This is a genomic window from Hathewaya limosa, assembly GCF_030815255.1.
Lineage (GTDB): Bacteria > Bacillota > Clostridia > Clostridiales > Clostridiaceae > Hathewaya > Hathewaya limosa.
On sequence record NZ_JAUSWN010000005.1, the window covers coordinates 52,818 to 67,191 of the forward strand.

Below are 14,374 nucleotides of genomic sequence, written 5' to 3' on the forward strand. Positions count from 1 at the left end.
AGATAAGTTTATATGAATCAATAAAGAATGCTAGATTTAAGGGATAAATTTGTAATTTATGGAGGTGATTTTATAGATAATATATTAAAAGATTGGTTGCCTATAGTTTTTTCTGGTATAGCGTTGGTTATAAGTATATTCAACATATACAAAAGTTTGAGAAATGATAAAATCATGGAAAAATATAGGAATTGGCAAAGTGATTTTGAAGTATATAAAGAAAAAATGAGACAACAAGAGAAGCAGAGTGATAACATTGTGTCAAAATTAAATAGCAGAGCTGGATTGATACCATATTTTCACTTGTTATTAGATGATTCAAATATTATTTTTGAAAAAAATAATATTATATTAGGTATAACTTTAATAAATGTTGGAAAAGAATGTGCATCAAATGTCATGCTATATCCGATAGATGGAAAATCGGGATTGGAAAACTATTTTAAAACTGAGAATCAAGAAAAAAATAATCATTTTATACATGATTATTTAAATCAATACTATGCTTTGCCAAGAGAAAAAGTAAGTTTTAGTATGATAACAAAAGCACCAAAAGATGGTAATGGATATGTAGTTAACTTTATTCAATTTAAAATACGTTTTAGTGATTTAGTTGGAAATTTATATGAACAAAAATTTAGATTTGGATATGATAATTATATGGTAAAAGGATTTAACAGAGATAATACTTCAGATTTGCCCAAATTTATAGAAGATAAATAATTTTTGGTAGTACTTAATATGTATATTTAATATATATTCCAGTTTGTAGATAGTCTGATTACTAAGTAAAAAATAATGATATATAAAAATACCGTACTATTCAAAAGAATATACGGTATTTTTTATGTTGCAATTCTAAGATAGTTTGTAGAAATTGCGAACTAAATATCCTCTTTAATAATTGAATAGTACAGTATTGAAAAATATATTATAATTAACTTAATAAGTAAGATAAATTGAAAATTTATCGAGATGTTAGGAGATAATATTATGGCTAATTCAATACAAGCAATAAGAAATGTATATGATATTGCAAAGGTAGCTAAGGATAATGAGAACCCTATGAGTGATAAAGAGGTAAAAGCTCTTTTAGAAAGAACGGTTTCAGATAAATCGCTAATTTCAAAGTATTGTAGATTTGAGAAGGGTTATGCTGCTGAAGATTTATTTATGCGTATATTTTCTCTTTTACCTTGGGTGAAAACTGTTGTTCCTTTAGGACAGGAACAATTTCCTGAAAAGAGCAAAGAAACATTACAAGTTCCAGATTATGAAATTACATTTGAAGCTGGAAATGAAACAAATACATCATGTATTTTGGTAGAGGTAAAGTTGGTTGATGGAGATAAACAGACATATGAGCTGCAGAAATATAAATATGAAGTTTTAAAGGGATATTCAAGTCAGAAAAATGAGCCTCTTTTATTTGGTATATTCTGGAGAAAGCAAGGGATATGGACAATTAATTCAATTGAGTCATTTTCAGAAAAGAGCAGTGCTTACAAGATATCGTACGAAAATGCATGTATGGATGATTTATCGGCAATATTTGGTGATTATACGTATTTGTTTCGAAAACAGTGTTATAGAAAATCGATTTTTTCCAAAAAAGAAGATGTCGATACTGAATTTGTTCACAGCCATGAAAAATATGGTCGTACAAAATATGAAGGCTTATCTTTAGATGGGCAAAATTTTGAGTCGCTGTGTATGCTTGAACCAGCACTATTAGATTGTGCTTTTGACTTTAAAAAAATTTCGTGCAATGAATTGTCAGATACTGATACTGAGTTAATTGAACAATATGACCGAGTACCATATGTTTATAAATTATCATCTTTGATATTAGCATATTTATTGAAAATGTATTGTTTAGATAAGAATGATATGTATTATAAAAATAATATTGTGGTGGAAAATTCATTTGGTATTGTTGATACTGTTCGTCGAAAATGTGGGGGAGAGAAATTTTATTTACTACCATATAATATTAATGACATAGCAACTCAAATGATAGAATTACAATTTGGAAAAGCAAATCACATAATTGAAGCATATAAAGAAACTCAAAGGAATGAAGGATATAAAATTATAGTCAGTCATGAATAAGAGCATTGTTTAGGCTGACAAATTTCAAATTATAGAGCAGATAAAATTTTAAGACTTACCACGTGTAGGTCTTATTTTTATAATTAAAACTCAGTTGAGAAAGGAGACTTGCTCCATGAAATCCAAAAAGAAAAAACTTTTAATAGGCTTGCTTATATTAGTGAGTGGTATTTCATTTAACCTTTATTTTTCAACAATAATTCATAAGCTGTTTTCAAAGCAAATGGCAGTTTTAAAAATTCCAAGTTTAATAATTTGTATCCATAGCATGGCGGTAAGTAAACAGCACTTACTGCTTTTTTTATGTCTTAATGGATTAATAATTTTATTTTCAATATTCTACTATGTAGCAAATAACAAGCCTTATCAAAGTGATTTAAGAGAAATAACCCCTAAAGTTTCAACTCCAGTGCCAGCAGGACAAAAACAATTTGGTTCAGCAGAATGGCTTACAGAAAAAGATAAGGATTCAGCTTTTAATAGCTTTATTCTAAATACAAATAACAACGGGGTAAAGACATTAATAGAACAAGGATATGATGATTTAAAAGAAATGAAGAAAGGATGGAATGAAAAAAATGAAAGAGAAGATGAAGAGGAAAAGGAACAGGAAAAAAGTTGTGAAGGCAAAGAACAATTTACCATGGAAGGACAAAAAGCAAATATTCAAAGAAAGTCTACAGATGAAACCTCAAAAAGTTCAGGTAAATTTACCAAAGCTTTTTTACCGCAGGGTGGGATAGTTTTAGGTTCCAAAAATCATAAAGGAAGTGAAAAGATTTATTTTATAGGAGAAGATGTTCATACTCTTTGTATTGGAGCTACTCGTTCAGGTAAAACAAGAACTGTGGTACTTGAAAGTATAGGTACAATAGCACTTGCAGGGGAAAGTATGATATTAAGTGATCCTAAGGGAGAGCTGTATGCTTATACTTATCCTTTTTTAGAAAGGTTAGGATATGAAGTTATTGCAATTGATTTTAAAAATCCTGAAAAAAGCAGTAGATATAATTTTCTGCAACCTATAATTGATGCAGTAGATAATAATGATGTTGCTAAAGCTATTGATGCTACTTGGGATTTAACATCACAGCTTGTAGGAGAAGCAAAGGGTGAGAGAATATGGACAGATGGGGAAGCTTCTATTATTGCAAGTGCTATTATGAGTGTAGTTTATGATAACAAACATGGCAATAACAGAAAGTATCAGAATATGACTAATGTTTATTACTTTATTAGTGAGATGTGTAAGGCTACTGGAAATACTATGCCTATTATAGAATATGTAAAAAAACTTAATCCCTCTCATCCTGCCAAAGCTCTTCTTGCAATTTCAGAAGTAGCACCAAGCAAAACAAGGGGAAGTTTTTATACAGCAGCTCTTACTACTCTAAGATTATTTACAAATCCTTTAATCAATTCTATGTCAAATGTTAGTGATTATGACCCTAAGGAAACTGGCAATAAAAAAAGGGCTATATTTATAATACTTCCAGATGAGAAAACTACTTACTATACATTAGCAAGTTTGTTTGTATCTCAGCATTATGCAGAACTTGTAAAAAGTGCAGATGAAAGAGGTGGTAGACTTAAAAACAGAGTGAATTTCTTGCTTGATGAATTTGGAAATTTTGCTACAATACCTGATTTCTCAAATAAGTTAACCGTTGGTGGTGGCAGAGGAATTAGGTTTAATTTATTTCTACAGAGTTTTGCCCAGCTTGATGATAAGTATGGAAAGGAGGTGGCAAAGACCATAAAAGGGAATTGTGAAAACTGGATTTATCTTCAGGCAGATGATATGGAAACTCTTGAGGAAATATCAAAAAAGCTTGGGAACTATACAGTATCTACCTATTCATTAAGTGCATCTCATGCAAAATTTTCTACACCATCCAGTTCTCAAAGTATTAATTTAACTCATAGAGCACTACTTGCAGCAGATGAAATAAGGCTAATATCAAGACCTTATAGCTTAATTACTTCAAGAAATAATCCTTCAATTATGTATTCTCCAGATTTATCAGCATGGAAGTTTAATGAAATGTTTGGACTTGGAGATAAGGAACATAACAGAAAAATAAGGGAAATAAGGCAAAATAGGAGGAAATCAAGGAACATAAACATGTTTAATATGGAGCTATGGGGAATATGGCTTTATTATGCTGCAAATGAAGAAATGGGATTAACAAAGCAGTCTGTAAGAGATATGCAAATGCAAGTTTCAAAATTTCAATCAGGATACTCATATGAAGAAAGTAAAAAGAAAGGAGAACTATACAGCAATGAAGATTAAAATTTTATTCAAAAAAGTAAAAGAAAAGGCCTGGGCATTAATTATTAGCATAGTTACTGTACTCATGAGTAGTTATACTGTTTATGCTAGTGGTAGTGTACAGAGCAGTAAGCTTGTAAAAGGTACAGAAAAGCTTATTAATGATGTAACTACATGGTTTATGATTCTTGCACCAATAGTTGCAGGTGTTCTTATAATATATTTCTTTATAAGGCGTAGTGCTGCTGATGAAATGGATCAGAAAAAATGGAATAACAGAATTGTAGTTGCAATAGTTTCTTGCATAGGTGCTGTTATAGCTTCAGCGACTTTAAATTTAATAATTGGATACTATAGATAATTTTTATAAAGAAAATGGAGGTTTTATTAATGAGAAATTTAGTTCTAATAACACAGGTAAAAGCAATGAATAAGGTAAATTCAATAAAGGAAACTTTAAGAAGTAAAAGTGGTGAAGGTTTTGTAGATACAGCAGTGAAGATATTAATGTCAGTAGTAATAGGAGCATTAGTACTTGGTGGATTATATCTATTATTTAAGGATACAGTTCTTCCAACTTTAACTCAAAGAATAAAGGAGATGTTTAATTTTAAGGGCTAAAGTAACATTTCAAAGGGCTTGTGAGTTTAAACTTCAAGCCCTTTAACCTTTTGGAGGTGATGACCTTGGAAGCATTACTTGTAATGCTAATTGCAGGAATATTAAGTGGTTGCCTTGTGTATGTAAATTCACTTTTAAACGACCTTGTGCCTATAGCTCTTCATGCAGAAAAATATATGGATACTTTACTTGGCACTAATGGATTTACAGAAGTATTTAATATATTTTTAGGTTTTGGTATATCACTTATTGTACTTAAATTCTTAAAGAAAGGCTTTGAACAGTATATACTTTGGACAGAAGGGGATGCAGACGCAGATCCTTTAGTATTTCTTACAGGATTTTTTAAATCATTGGCTATAGCGGTAAGTTTTCCTACACTTTATCTATGGCTTACAACTATAGTTGAAGACTTAACTGGTAAAGTTATAAATTTAATAAGTAAAGGTATGAAAACAGATTTTTCAGCAATTATTACTGGAATATCAAGTGCAGGATTATTTACGGCCATAATATCTTTAATATTTTTTATATGTTTCTTTCTTCTATACTTACAGTTTCTTATGAGAGGAATGGAAATATTAATATTACGCATAGGACTTCCACTAGCTTGTGTAGGGATTTTAGATGCAGACAAAGGGGTATTTAGAACATATATACAAAAGTTTTTCCAATCAACATTAGCAGTAATGGTACAGATAGTTCTTGCAAAGGTAGGGGTAGCCTTAATGCTAAATACTCATGTATTTTGGGGAATAGCAGCATTGATTCTTGCCATTAAAACACCAAGATTTTTGCAAGAATTTATTATAATATCAGGTGGTCAAGGTTCAGGAGTAATGGGAACAATATATCAATCAGTAAGACTTGTGCAGATAGCAAAAGGGGTGTTTAAATAGTGGATTTGGTAAAAGAGATGGCAGATGCTTTTATGATATTAATAAGAGTGGGATCAGGATTTAGAATAGTTTATTGCTTTATTCGTATGGGGGCATCTGAGGAAGAGAGCGCTATGTATAAGAAAAGAGCTAAAAACACACTGATATTTTATATACTTGCAGAAAGTATATGGCAGATTAAGAATATAATTTTACAGTATTATACCTTATAGTGTCAGAAAATAATATATAATAAAAGGTAAGAATATAAAAAATATGGTTGGTGATGTGAATGATTAGGAACAGACAATTGGAACTTTTACTTTATTTGCTTAAAAATAAAAAAACAACATACAAGCAGTTAGCACGAGAATTTGAAGTAAGTACAAAGACTATTGAGAGAGATATCGATAGGCTTTCAGCTATGGGAGTACCCGTTCAGTGTATACAAGGAAAGCATGGAGGAGTATTCATTGATGAAAAGTACAAGCTCTCTACTAGCTTTTTTACCAATGAAGATATACAAGACATTATTTTTGCATTAACAGCATTTGATAGTTTCGGGAAAAAACAATGTAAGGAGAATATTTTGAAGAAGCTTTGCATGATTGCACCAGAGCTTGTTGGAGTTTTAGAAAATGATTCAAAAGAATATTTTGTATGTGATTTAGTGAGCGAAAAGGTTGATATGCAAAGTGAAATTTGCAAAAATATTAATGAATGCATGAATAAAGATGTGTTTTTAAAAATTTCTTTCAATAATTATAAGGCAGTGGTTGCACCTATCAGTTATGTTTTAAAACCAGATGGGCTATATTTATACTGTTTTAATGATGAGTATTATTTAATTTCCATAAGCAAGATTAAGCACACAGAAATCACAGAAAATGAATTTATAAGAGACTTCATACCATATAAAGAAAATAAAAAATTTAGCAGGTAAACTAGACAAATTGTGTCATGTTTACCTGCTATACTTTTATATGAGGTGAAGCGGATGAAGAAAAACATTTATGAACAAAAATCAGTAAAGGAATTAATTTTTATTTTTTCCATGCCTGCAATTCTATCGCTAATTGTGGAGACTTTGACATCTGTAGTTGATACAGCTTTTGCAGGACATCTAGGAGCACAAAGTGCCAATGCTCTTACTGCAATGGGGCTAATTTCACCATTGCTTTCTATTTTTACAGCAATGCAAACATTATTTGCAATTTCTACAGCTATAATGATTGCAAGACATTTAAATAATAAAATAGCTTTAAACAAGTACTTTTTATGTGGATTTATTATGACAATTTTTATATCTATAATAACATCTTTAGGATTTTATTTGTTTTTAAACCCTGTACTTTCTGCATTAGGGGCAGAGGGACAAGTATTATCTTTAGCAGAGCAATATTTAAAAGTACAATTATTAGGTAACATATTTAGTGCAGTAGGTTATACACTTACAAGTTGCATTCGTGCTTTTGGCAATCCAAAGGTAGAGGCAATTATTATTAGTTTAGCAGTTATTGTTAATGTTTTTTTAAATAGCATATTCACTTTTGGGTTTTCAATGGGGCTTAGGGGAATTTCTATTGGCACATTGCTTACAGAAATGCTGTGTGCTGGCATTGCTATATTGTGGCTATGTAGAAAAAAACTGTGGTTTAAGAAGTGTTCATTTAAACCTAGGGAATTTATAAGAATAGCTTTTGGTATGTTTAAAATAGGGATTGCTCAGACAGTTATACAAATACTTGCTGGTTGTACTGGCTTTATAGTAAATAATCGTTTGCTTAATTTTGGTGGCACAATATATATTGCAGCATGGAATGTATCACAAAAGCTTTATATACTTGCTTTGATGCCAATTGTAGGAATAACACAAGGGGTACAAACAATTATTTCATATTTTAATGGAAATAAAGAAGAAGTTAAAAAATCAAAGACTATTAAGATTACAATACTTTACTGTATGTTATATGGAATAGTTGCAACATGCATCATTTTTCTCATAGGAGATAAAATATTATTCCTTTTTGGGTCAACTAGTGAAATACATAGTGTAGCTACTTCGGTGATAAAAGTAATTTTTATAACATTTCCTTTTGTTGGTGTGCTTTATACAATTATGACTCTTTTGCAAGTTACGGACAGGGAGATTGAAGCGGTAATATTAGGGCTTACAAGACAGGTGTTTTCTATTGTCCCACTTATGATATTATTTCCTTTTATTTTTTCCAAGATGGATATTGGGATTACACCTGCATTTTCTATTTTTTTAGCAATACCAGTGGCCGACATTATCTCTACAGTAGTTGCTTTAATATTGTTTAAAAAATCCAAAAATAACTAAATAATGCTTTAACTTAGATATTAAAAGGAGATTCTTATTTATGAGTACAATAACAGAATTATTTTCAACATATGGAATACTAATTATTTTTATAGTAATTACTATGGAACATATGAATTTACCTGGTCTGCCAGCCGGAGTAATAATGCCTGGCATTGGATTATTAGTAGCACAAGGAAAGTTAAGTTTAGTAAAAGCTATTATTGTATGTTTAATTGCAGGTATTGTTGGCAGTTCTGTGTTATATATAATAGGTTATATTGGAGGAGCAAAACTTTTAGATGAAGTAGGCATGAGGTTTCCTAAAATAAAACCATCAATAAATAGGGCAAGGGAATGTGTTAATAATAATAGTAAAATCAAAATGGTAATATGTAGATTTATACCTGTGGTAAGAACTTTAATTGCTTTAGTAGAAGGAGGAATGAGAATAGATTTTGTTAAGTTTTTAATAGGATCATCTTTAGGAATTTCAATATTTAATGGGGTATTAATAATAGCTGGATATCTAACCGGATTAGCAATAATTTAAATGTAAAAAATAATATGTTTAAGAATAATTGCTTTAATAAAGAGAAGTATATTATAAAATTTTATGGAGGTATAGGATTGAATAATCAAGAAAAAGAAACTTTATACATCCCATTAGGTTTAAAAACAAGAACAGAAATCTTTGATGGCTTTGGCAAAGAAGAACTTTTTAAATCTATAATAGTTACATTAATTGCAGGAGTAATTGATTCCATTATATATTTTGTAAATAAGAGCACCACATTTTGTGTGGTGTTTATTTTGTCTTCAATTGCAGGCTCAGTTATGATGCTTACCAAAGATAAAAGCAATATTTCTGTAGTGGATCAGATAAAGTTTATGATAAGGTTTCACAAATCTCAAAAGATTTATAGATACAAGTATTTAGATGAATGGGGATTAAATAAATAATCAAGGTTAAATGTGAGGTAGAAAATGAAATATGGATTTAATATAGCCTTTTGGGATAGTGTAATTATTCTAAAAGGCTTTTTATATTTTTTAATACTAAATTATGCAAGCTTTTATGATATTAAGACTAAAACTATTCCAGATAAAGTTCATATACTTATAATTCTATTAGGATTAATTAGTATAAATCCCATAAATTCAATAGCTGGTTTGATGTTTGTTCCAATTCCATTTTTTATAACTGCTGTATTAAAAGGCGGTGGGATAGGTGGTGGGGATATTAAATTTATGGGTGGAAATGGATTCTTACTTGGAGTGAAGGGAGGGTTTATAGGAAGTTTAATAGGGCTTGTTATTGCAATTACAATAAATGCTGTATATTACAAACTTAAAAAAAAGGATAAGAATATATCCTTTCCACTAGCACCTTATCTTTCGGTAGGGTGTTTTTTATCATACCTATTATTTTAGAGGAGGAATTTTATAATGAAAAATCTATTTAAAAATAGAACTGTGGTAGGACTTTCAGCCATAATTTTATCTCTTATTATATGTTTTGGAGTAACACCATTATATAATAATGCATTACAATCAAAGGTTAAAGTTGTAAGGATAAGCAAAGATATAACAAAGGGAGAAATTATAAGTCCAGATAAAATTGAAATTGTAGAAATTGGTGGATACAATTTGCCAAAGGAAGTAATCAAAGATAAACAAAATGTAGTAGGAAAATATGCTATAGCTGACTTAAATAAAGGGGATTACATTTTAAATAATAAGGTTTCAAACAGTCCATTAGAAGAAAATAAGTATCTTTATAATCTTGATGGAAACAGTCAAGCAATATCTATAACCATAAAAAGTTTTGCAGCAGGACTTTCCGGAAAGCTTCAAACAGGGGATGTTATTTCAATAATTGCATCAGATTATGGTGAGCTTAGAGAAACAGTAATACCTAAAGAACTTCAATATGTTAGAGTCCTTGCATCAACTACAAGTAAAGGAACAGATAAGGTTTATAGTCAAAAGCAAACAAAGGAAAAAGAAAAGGAACAGGAATTACCTTCAACAATTACTTTATTAGTAAATAGAACTCAAGCAACATTACTTGCAGATTTGGAACAAAAAAGTAAAATACATGTGTCTTTAATATATAGAGGAACAGAGGCAAATGCTCAAAAATTTTTATATGAACAAAATAAAGTTATAGATAAAAAGGAGAATGGTAACACAGGGTTAAAAGAAAGTTTATCAAGGGGATATAAACCACAAAATTAGGAGGAAATAGGAATGAATAATCAAATAATTGCTATATGGGGAAATCCTTTTTCAGGTAAAACCTCATTAAGTATTAAAATAGCAGAAAAATTATCTTTAAAAAAGAAGAATGTAATAGTAGTATTTTCAGATATAATCTCTCCTACTATTATGACAGTTTTGCCATATATAAAAACAGAAAATAAATCTTTGGGAAGAATATTGTCAGCACCAGAGATAAATCAAGAAGAGATTATGGCTCAATGTATAGTCTTAGAAAAAAATCCACATATAAGTCTACTTGGATATTTGCAAGGCGAAAATATATTTACTTATGCTCAATATTCTAAAGAAAGGGCAGTAGACTTTTTAATACTTTTAAGACATATTGCAGACTATGTGATTATAGATTGCTCAAGCTTATTTGCCTATAATACTTTATCTGCAGTAGCTCTTGAGATGTCAGATAGTGTAATTAGGCTTTGTAGTAGTAATTTAAAAGCAGTAGCTTACTTTAATTCTTATTTACCATTACTTGAAGATAGAAAATTTAATGTAGATAAACATATTAAGGTTCTATCAAAGGTAAAGATAAGTGAACCGAGAGAACAAATAAAAGAAATTTATAGAGGTGTAAAATACGAGCTTCCTTATACTGAAGAGATAGAAAAACAATTATTAACTGCAGAACTTTTTAATAAGTTAAAAGATAAAAGTAGCTTTGAATACAGTAATACATTAAATGATTTAGTTTCAGTAATTTTAGAAGAAAGTGTAGGAATTAAAAGCAATAAAGTAAAAAACAGTATTGCTGAAATAAATCCTAAATACAAAAATACTTCCTTATTCAGGAAAGCTTTTATATTTGGTAAAGGAGGTTCTAAGTAGTGAATAATGCAGCGTTATTTTTTAACACAGGAAAAAATATTAAGGAATTTCCAAAGGTATTACAAGATGTGCAGGAGTATATTTCAAATAAATATTCAAATCTAATTTCAGATAATCCAGAAGAACAAAGGGAACAAATAAAATCTTATATTTCAAAATACATTATGGATTATTCTTTAGGGGTAGAAGGATTAAGTTTTGATGAACTTATAGAAAAGATATATTCTGAGATGGCAGAGTTTTCATTTCTAACAAAGTACCTATTTAGAAAAGATGTAGAAGAAATAAACATAAATCAATGGAAAGATATTAAAATAACTTATACTAATGGTGAAATACTTCCAACAAAGGATAAATTCAATTCTCCTGAACATGCTATTGATGTTTTAAGAAGGCTTCTTCATAAATCTGGAATGATTCTTGATAATTCACAACCAATAGTTAGAGGACATTTATCAAATAAAATAAGAATAACTGTGTTTGGAACCGGTGTTATAGATGATGATAAAGGTATTTCAGCATCTATTCGTATTGTAAATCCACAAAAATTATCAAAAGAGGATTTTGTTAATAATGGTACAGCTACAGAAGAAATGCTTGATTTTTTATGTATATGCCTAAGATATGGTATAAGTATGTGTGCTACAGGAGCAACTTCTTCTGGTAAAACCACATTAATGAGCTGGTTGCTATCTACTATTCCTGATGATAAAAGAATATTCACCATAGAAAATGGTACAAGAGAATTTGATCTTGTTAAAACAGATAAAGAAGGAAATGTTATAAATAATGTAGTGCACACAGTAACACGATATAGTGAGGATAAAAAGCAAAACATAGAGCAAGAAAAATTACTTGAAAGTGCACTGACTTTTAATCCAGATTATATATGTGTGGCAGAAATGAAAGGGGAAGAATCCTTTGCAGCTCAAGAGGCAGCAAGAACGGGACATGCAGTAATAACTACAACCCATGCAAATTCTTGTGAAGCTACTTATTTTCGTATGATGACCCTTTGTAAAATGAAATATGATATAAATGATGAAACCCTATATTCTTTAGTTACAGAAGCCTTTCCTATAGTTTTATTTACTAAAAAACTAGAAGACAATTCAAGAAAGATAATGGAAATAACAGAGTGTGAAATTTTACCTAATGGTAAAAGAAAAATTCACACTCTTTTTCGTTATCATATAAAAGAAAATAAAGTAATAGATGGTAAGGTAAAAATAATAGGTTACTATGAAAAAATAAATGATATATCAAAGAATCTTCAAAAAAGGTTACTTGAAAATGGGATGCCTTTAAGTATTCTCAAAAGCTTATTAAATCAGAATACAGTAAAGGAAGGTGAAGTAAAATGAATTTATTAAAACTAATAGCCTTTTTAGGAATAATTGCAGGAAGTTTTATGATTTTAGAAATGACACCTTTTGAATTCTTTGAAGCTATTTCAAATAAATTTAAAGGAAAGAAAAAATCAATAAAGGCAAGAATCAAAGAGACTACAAATAAGAAAAAGCCCAAGGGAACAAAACTTCTTATTGAGGAAACTAGGGAAATACTAAGAATTACAGGAAAAACAGAAAAGTTTTCAACTGTTTGCATAGGATCATTTTCCTTATTTACAATGGGTGTAATTATAGCTGTATCAATGAATAATTTCTTTTTAGTTCCTGTTCTTTCCGTAGGGTTTTCACTTATTCCATTTTGGTATATTAAATTTACAGCTAATTTCTTTAAAAAGCAGTTAAATGCAGAACTGGAAACAGCACTTTCAGTAATCACAACATCTTATATGAGAAGTGAAAGTATAATTACCGCAGTTGACGAAAATATAACCTACATAAACCCTCCAGTATCGGAGGTATTTAAAGGATTTTTAACTCAGACGAAGCTTATAAATTCTAATATAAAAATGGCTCTTGAGAATCTAAAAAACAAAATAGATAATGAAGTTTTTAAAGAATGGGTAGATGCAGTAATTGCTTGCCAAGAAGATAAGAACTTAAAAACTACATTAACGCCAATAGTTTCAAAGCTTTCAGATATGAGAATAGTTGGAGCAGAATTGGATTATTTGCTTTATGAACCGATGAAGGAATTTATAACCATGACTATACTTTTAATAGGGAATATACCACTTATGTATTTTCTAAATAAGGAATGGTACGAAATTTTGGTGTTCACAAGCAATGGAAAGGCAATACTTGCAGTTTGTTTAACAGTTATATTTATATCCATGGCAGCAGTAATAAAGATTACTAAACCTGTGGAATATAGAAGGTAAATATATTGACTAAGGTTATCATATGTGATAACATTTAGTTAAGAAATTCATATATTATAAAAAGGGAGAAGAAAAAGTGGAATGGAAAGTTGAATTTTACCAAAGAGAAAGTGGTAACATCCCTGTAATGGAATTCTTATTATCGCTTTCACCTAAAATGAGAGCAAAAGCATATAGCGAAATAGAACTTTTAAAAGAGCATGGAATTTATTTAAAAGAACCATATGTAAAATCTATTAAAGGGGAACAATATAAAGGAATATATGAGTTAAGGATAAAATTAGGATCAGATGCATCAAGAATATTTTATTTCACTTATCATAGAGATACTTTTGTATTATTAAATGGTTTTTTAAAAAAGACTAATAAAACTCCAAAAGCAGAGCTTGAAAAAGCTAGAAAATATAAAAGTGATTTTGAAAAGAGGTGTGAAGATGAGTAGAGCAAGTGTTGATTTTTCAATAATCAAGGAAGAACTTATGAAAGATAATGAGTTCAAAGATGAATATGAGAAGCTAAAACCACGATATGAACTTGTTTCTGAAGTAATAAAAGCGAGAAGAGAATTAAATCTTACTCAGGAAGAATTAGCTTCCCGTATAGGAACTCAAAAATCAAATATAAGCAGACTTGAAAGTGGTAATTACAATCCCTCTTTAGATTTTCTTAGTAAACTTGCAAAAGGCTTAGGAAAAGAAATTCACATTGAATTAAGATAATATAAAATAATTTGAACACGTAGGGCAAATGCTTTACGTGTTTTTTTG

Annotated in this window: 18 protein-coding genes; all 18 read left to right on the forward strand. The window is 29.6% G+C overall.

The window, feature by feature from the left end; genetic code table 11:
* Positions 1-27 precede the first annotated feature (27 nt).
* A complete protein-coding gene (locus tag QOZ93_RS04040) occupies positions 28-723 on the forward strand; it encodes a hypothetical protein (protein WP_307355190.1) in 696 nt (231 codons plus the stop codon).
* 270 nt (positions 724-993) lie between these two features.
* On the forward strand, positions 994-2,112 hold the full coding sequence (locus QOZ93_RS04045) for a hypothetical protein (RefSeq protein WP_307355191.1): 1,119 nt from the start codon (positions 994-996) through the stop codon (positions 2,110-2,112).
* A 115-nt stretch (positions 2,113-2,227) separates the two neighbouring features.
* Complete coding sequence (locus QOZ93_RS04050; protein ID WP_307355192.1) at positions 2,228-4,408, forward strand: VirD4-like conjugal transfer protein, CD1115 family; 2,181 nt, start codon at positions 2,228-2,230, stop codon at positions 4,406-4,408.
* On the forward strand, positions 4,398-4,748 hold the full coding sequence (locus tag QOZ93_RS04055) for an Mbov_0395 family pilin-like conjugal transfer protein (protein ID WP_050607392.1): 351 nt from the start codon (positions 4,398-4,400) through the stop codon (positions 4,746-4,748). The genes QOZ93_RS04050 and QOZ93_RS04055 overlap by 11 nt, the downstream gene beginning before the upstream one ends.
* A gap of 29 nt (positions 4,749-4,777) precedes the next feature.
* Entirely contained in the window at positions 4,778-5,008 is a 231-nt protein-coding gene (locus QOZ93_RS04060; RefSeq protein ID WP_050607393.1) for a DUF6133 family protein, read from the forward strand.
* Between the two features lie 65 nt (positions 5,009-5,073).
* The gene (locus QOZ93_RS04065; RefSeq protein WP_050607394.1) at positions 5,074-5,907 is read left to right on the forward strand and encodes a conjugal transfer protein TrbL family protein; all 834 of its coding nucleotides are present in this window, start codon (positions 5,074-5,076) and stop codon (positions 5,905-5,907) included.
* Positions 5,907-6,119 (forward strand): mercury transporter, encoded by a 213-nt coding sequence (locus tag QOZ93_RS04070; protein ID WP_307355193.1) that lies wholly within the window; start codon positions 5,907-5,909, stop codon positions 6,117-6,119. Before QOZ93_RS04065 ends, QOZ93_RS04070 begins: the two co-directional genes overlap by 1 nt.
* A 59-nt stretch (positions 6,120-6,178) precedes the next feature.
* Positions 6,179-6,829, forward strand: coding sequence for a helix-turn-helix transcriptional regulator (locus QOZ93_RS04075; RefSeq protein WP_307355194.1), 651 nt, complete (start codon positions 6,179-6,181; stop codon positions 6,827-6,829).
* A 54-nt stretch (positions 6,830-6,883) separates the two neighbouring features.
* Positions 6,884-8,230, forward strand: coding sequence for an MATE family efflux transporter (locus QOZ93_RS04080; RefSeq protein WP_307355195.1), 1,347 nt, complete (start codon positions 6,884-6,886; stop codon positions 8,228-8,230).
* A gap of 40 nt (positions 8,231-8,270) precedes the next feature.
* Entirely contained in the window at positions 8,271-8,762 is a 492-nt protein-coding gene (locus QOZ93_RS04085; RefSeq protein ID WP_307355196.1) for a DedA family protein, read from the forward strand.
* A gap of 77 nt (positions 8,763-8,839) precedes the next feature.
* Positions 8,840-9,172, forward strand: coding sequence for a hypothetical protein (locus tag QOZ93_RS04090; RefSeq protein ID WP_050607398.1), 333 nt, complete (start codon positions 8,840-8,842; stop codon positions 9,170-9,172).
* A 24-nt stretch (positions 9,173-9,196) separates the two neighbouring features.
* On the forward strand, positions 9,197-9,643 hold the full coding sequence (locus QOZ93_RS04095) for a prepilin peptidase (RefSeq protein WP_307355197.1): 447 nt from the start codon (positions 9,197-9,199) through the stop codon (positions 9,641-9,643).
* A 15-nt stretch (positions 9,644-9,658) separates the two neighbouring features.
* Positions 9,659-10,450 carry a Flp pilus assembly protein CpaB gene (gene cpaB, locus QOZ93_RS04100; RefSeq protein ID WP_307355198.1) on the forward strand — a complete coding sequence of 264 codons (792 nt, stop codon included), beginning with the start codon at positions 9,659-9,661 and terminating at the stop codon, positions 10,448-10,450.
* A gap of 12 nt (positions 10,451-10,462) precedes the next feature.
* The gene (locus QOZ93_RS04105; RefSeq protein WP_307355199.1) at positions 10,463-11,317 is read left to right on the forward strand and encodes a ParA family protein; all 855 of its coding nucleotides are present in this window, start codon (positions 10,463-10,465) and stop codon (positions 11,315-11,317) included.
* Entirely contained in the window at positions 11,317-12,681 is a 1,365-nt protein-coding gene (locus QOZ93_RS04110; RefSeq protein WP_307355200.1) for a CpaF/VirB11 family protein, read from the forward strand. Before QOZ93_RS04105 ends, QOZ93_RS04110 begins: the two co-directional genes overlap by 1 nt.
* Positions 12,678-13,607, forward strand: coding sequence for a type II secretion system F family protein (locus QOZ93_RS04115; RefSeq protein ID WP_307355201.1), 930 nt, complete (start codon positions 12,678-12,680; stop codon positions 13,605-13,607). The genes QOZ93_RS04110 and QOZ93_RS04115 overlap by 4 nt, the downstream gene beginning before the upstream one ends.
* 76 nt (positions 13,608-13,683) lie before the next feature.
* Complete coding sequence (locus tag QOZ93_RS04120) at positions 13,684-14,049, forward strand: type II toxin-antitoxin system RelE/ParE family toxin (RefSeq protein ID WP_307355202.1); 366 nt, start codon at positions 13,684-13,686, stop codon at positions 14,047-14,049.
* Entirely contained in the window at positions 14,042-14,326 is a 285-nt protein-coding gene (locus QOZ93_RS04125; protein WP_050607405.1) for a helix-turn-helix transcriptional regulator, read from the forward strand. The genes QOZ93_RS04120 and QOZ93_RS04125 overlap by 8 nt, the downstream gene beginning before the upstream one ends.
* The last annotated feature ends 48 nt before the right edge of the window (positions 14,327-14,374 follow it).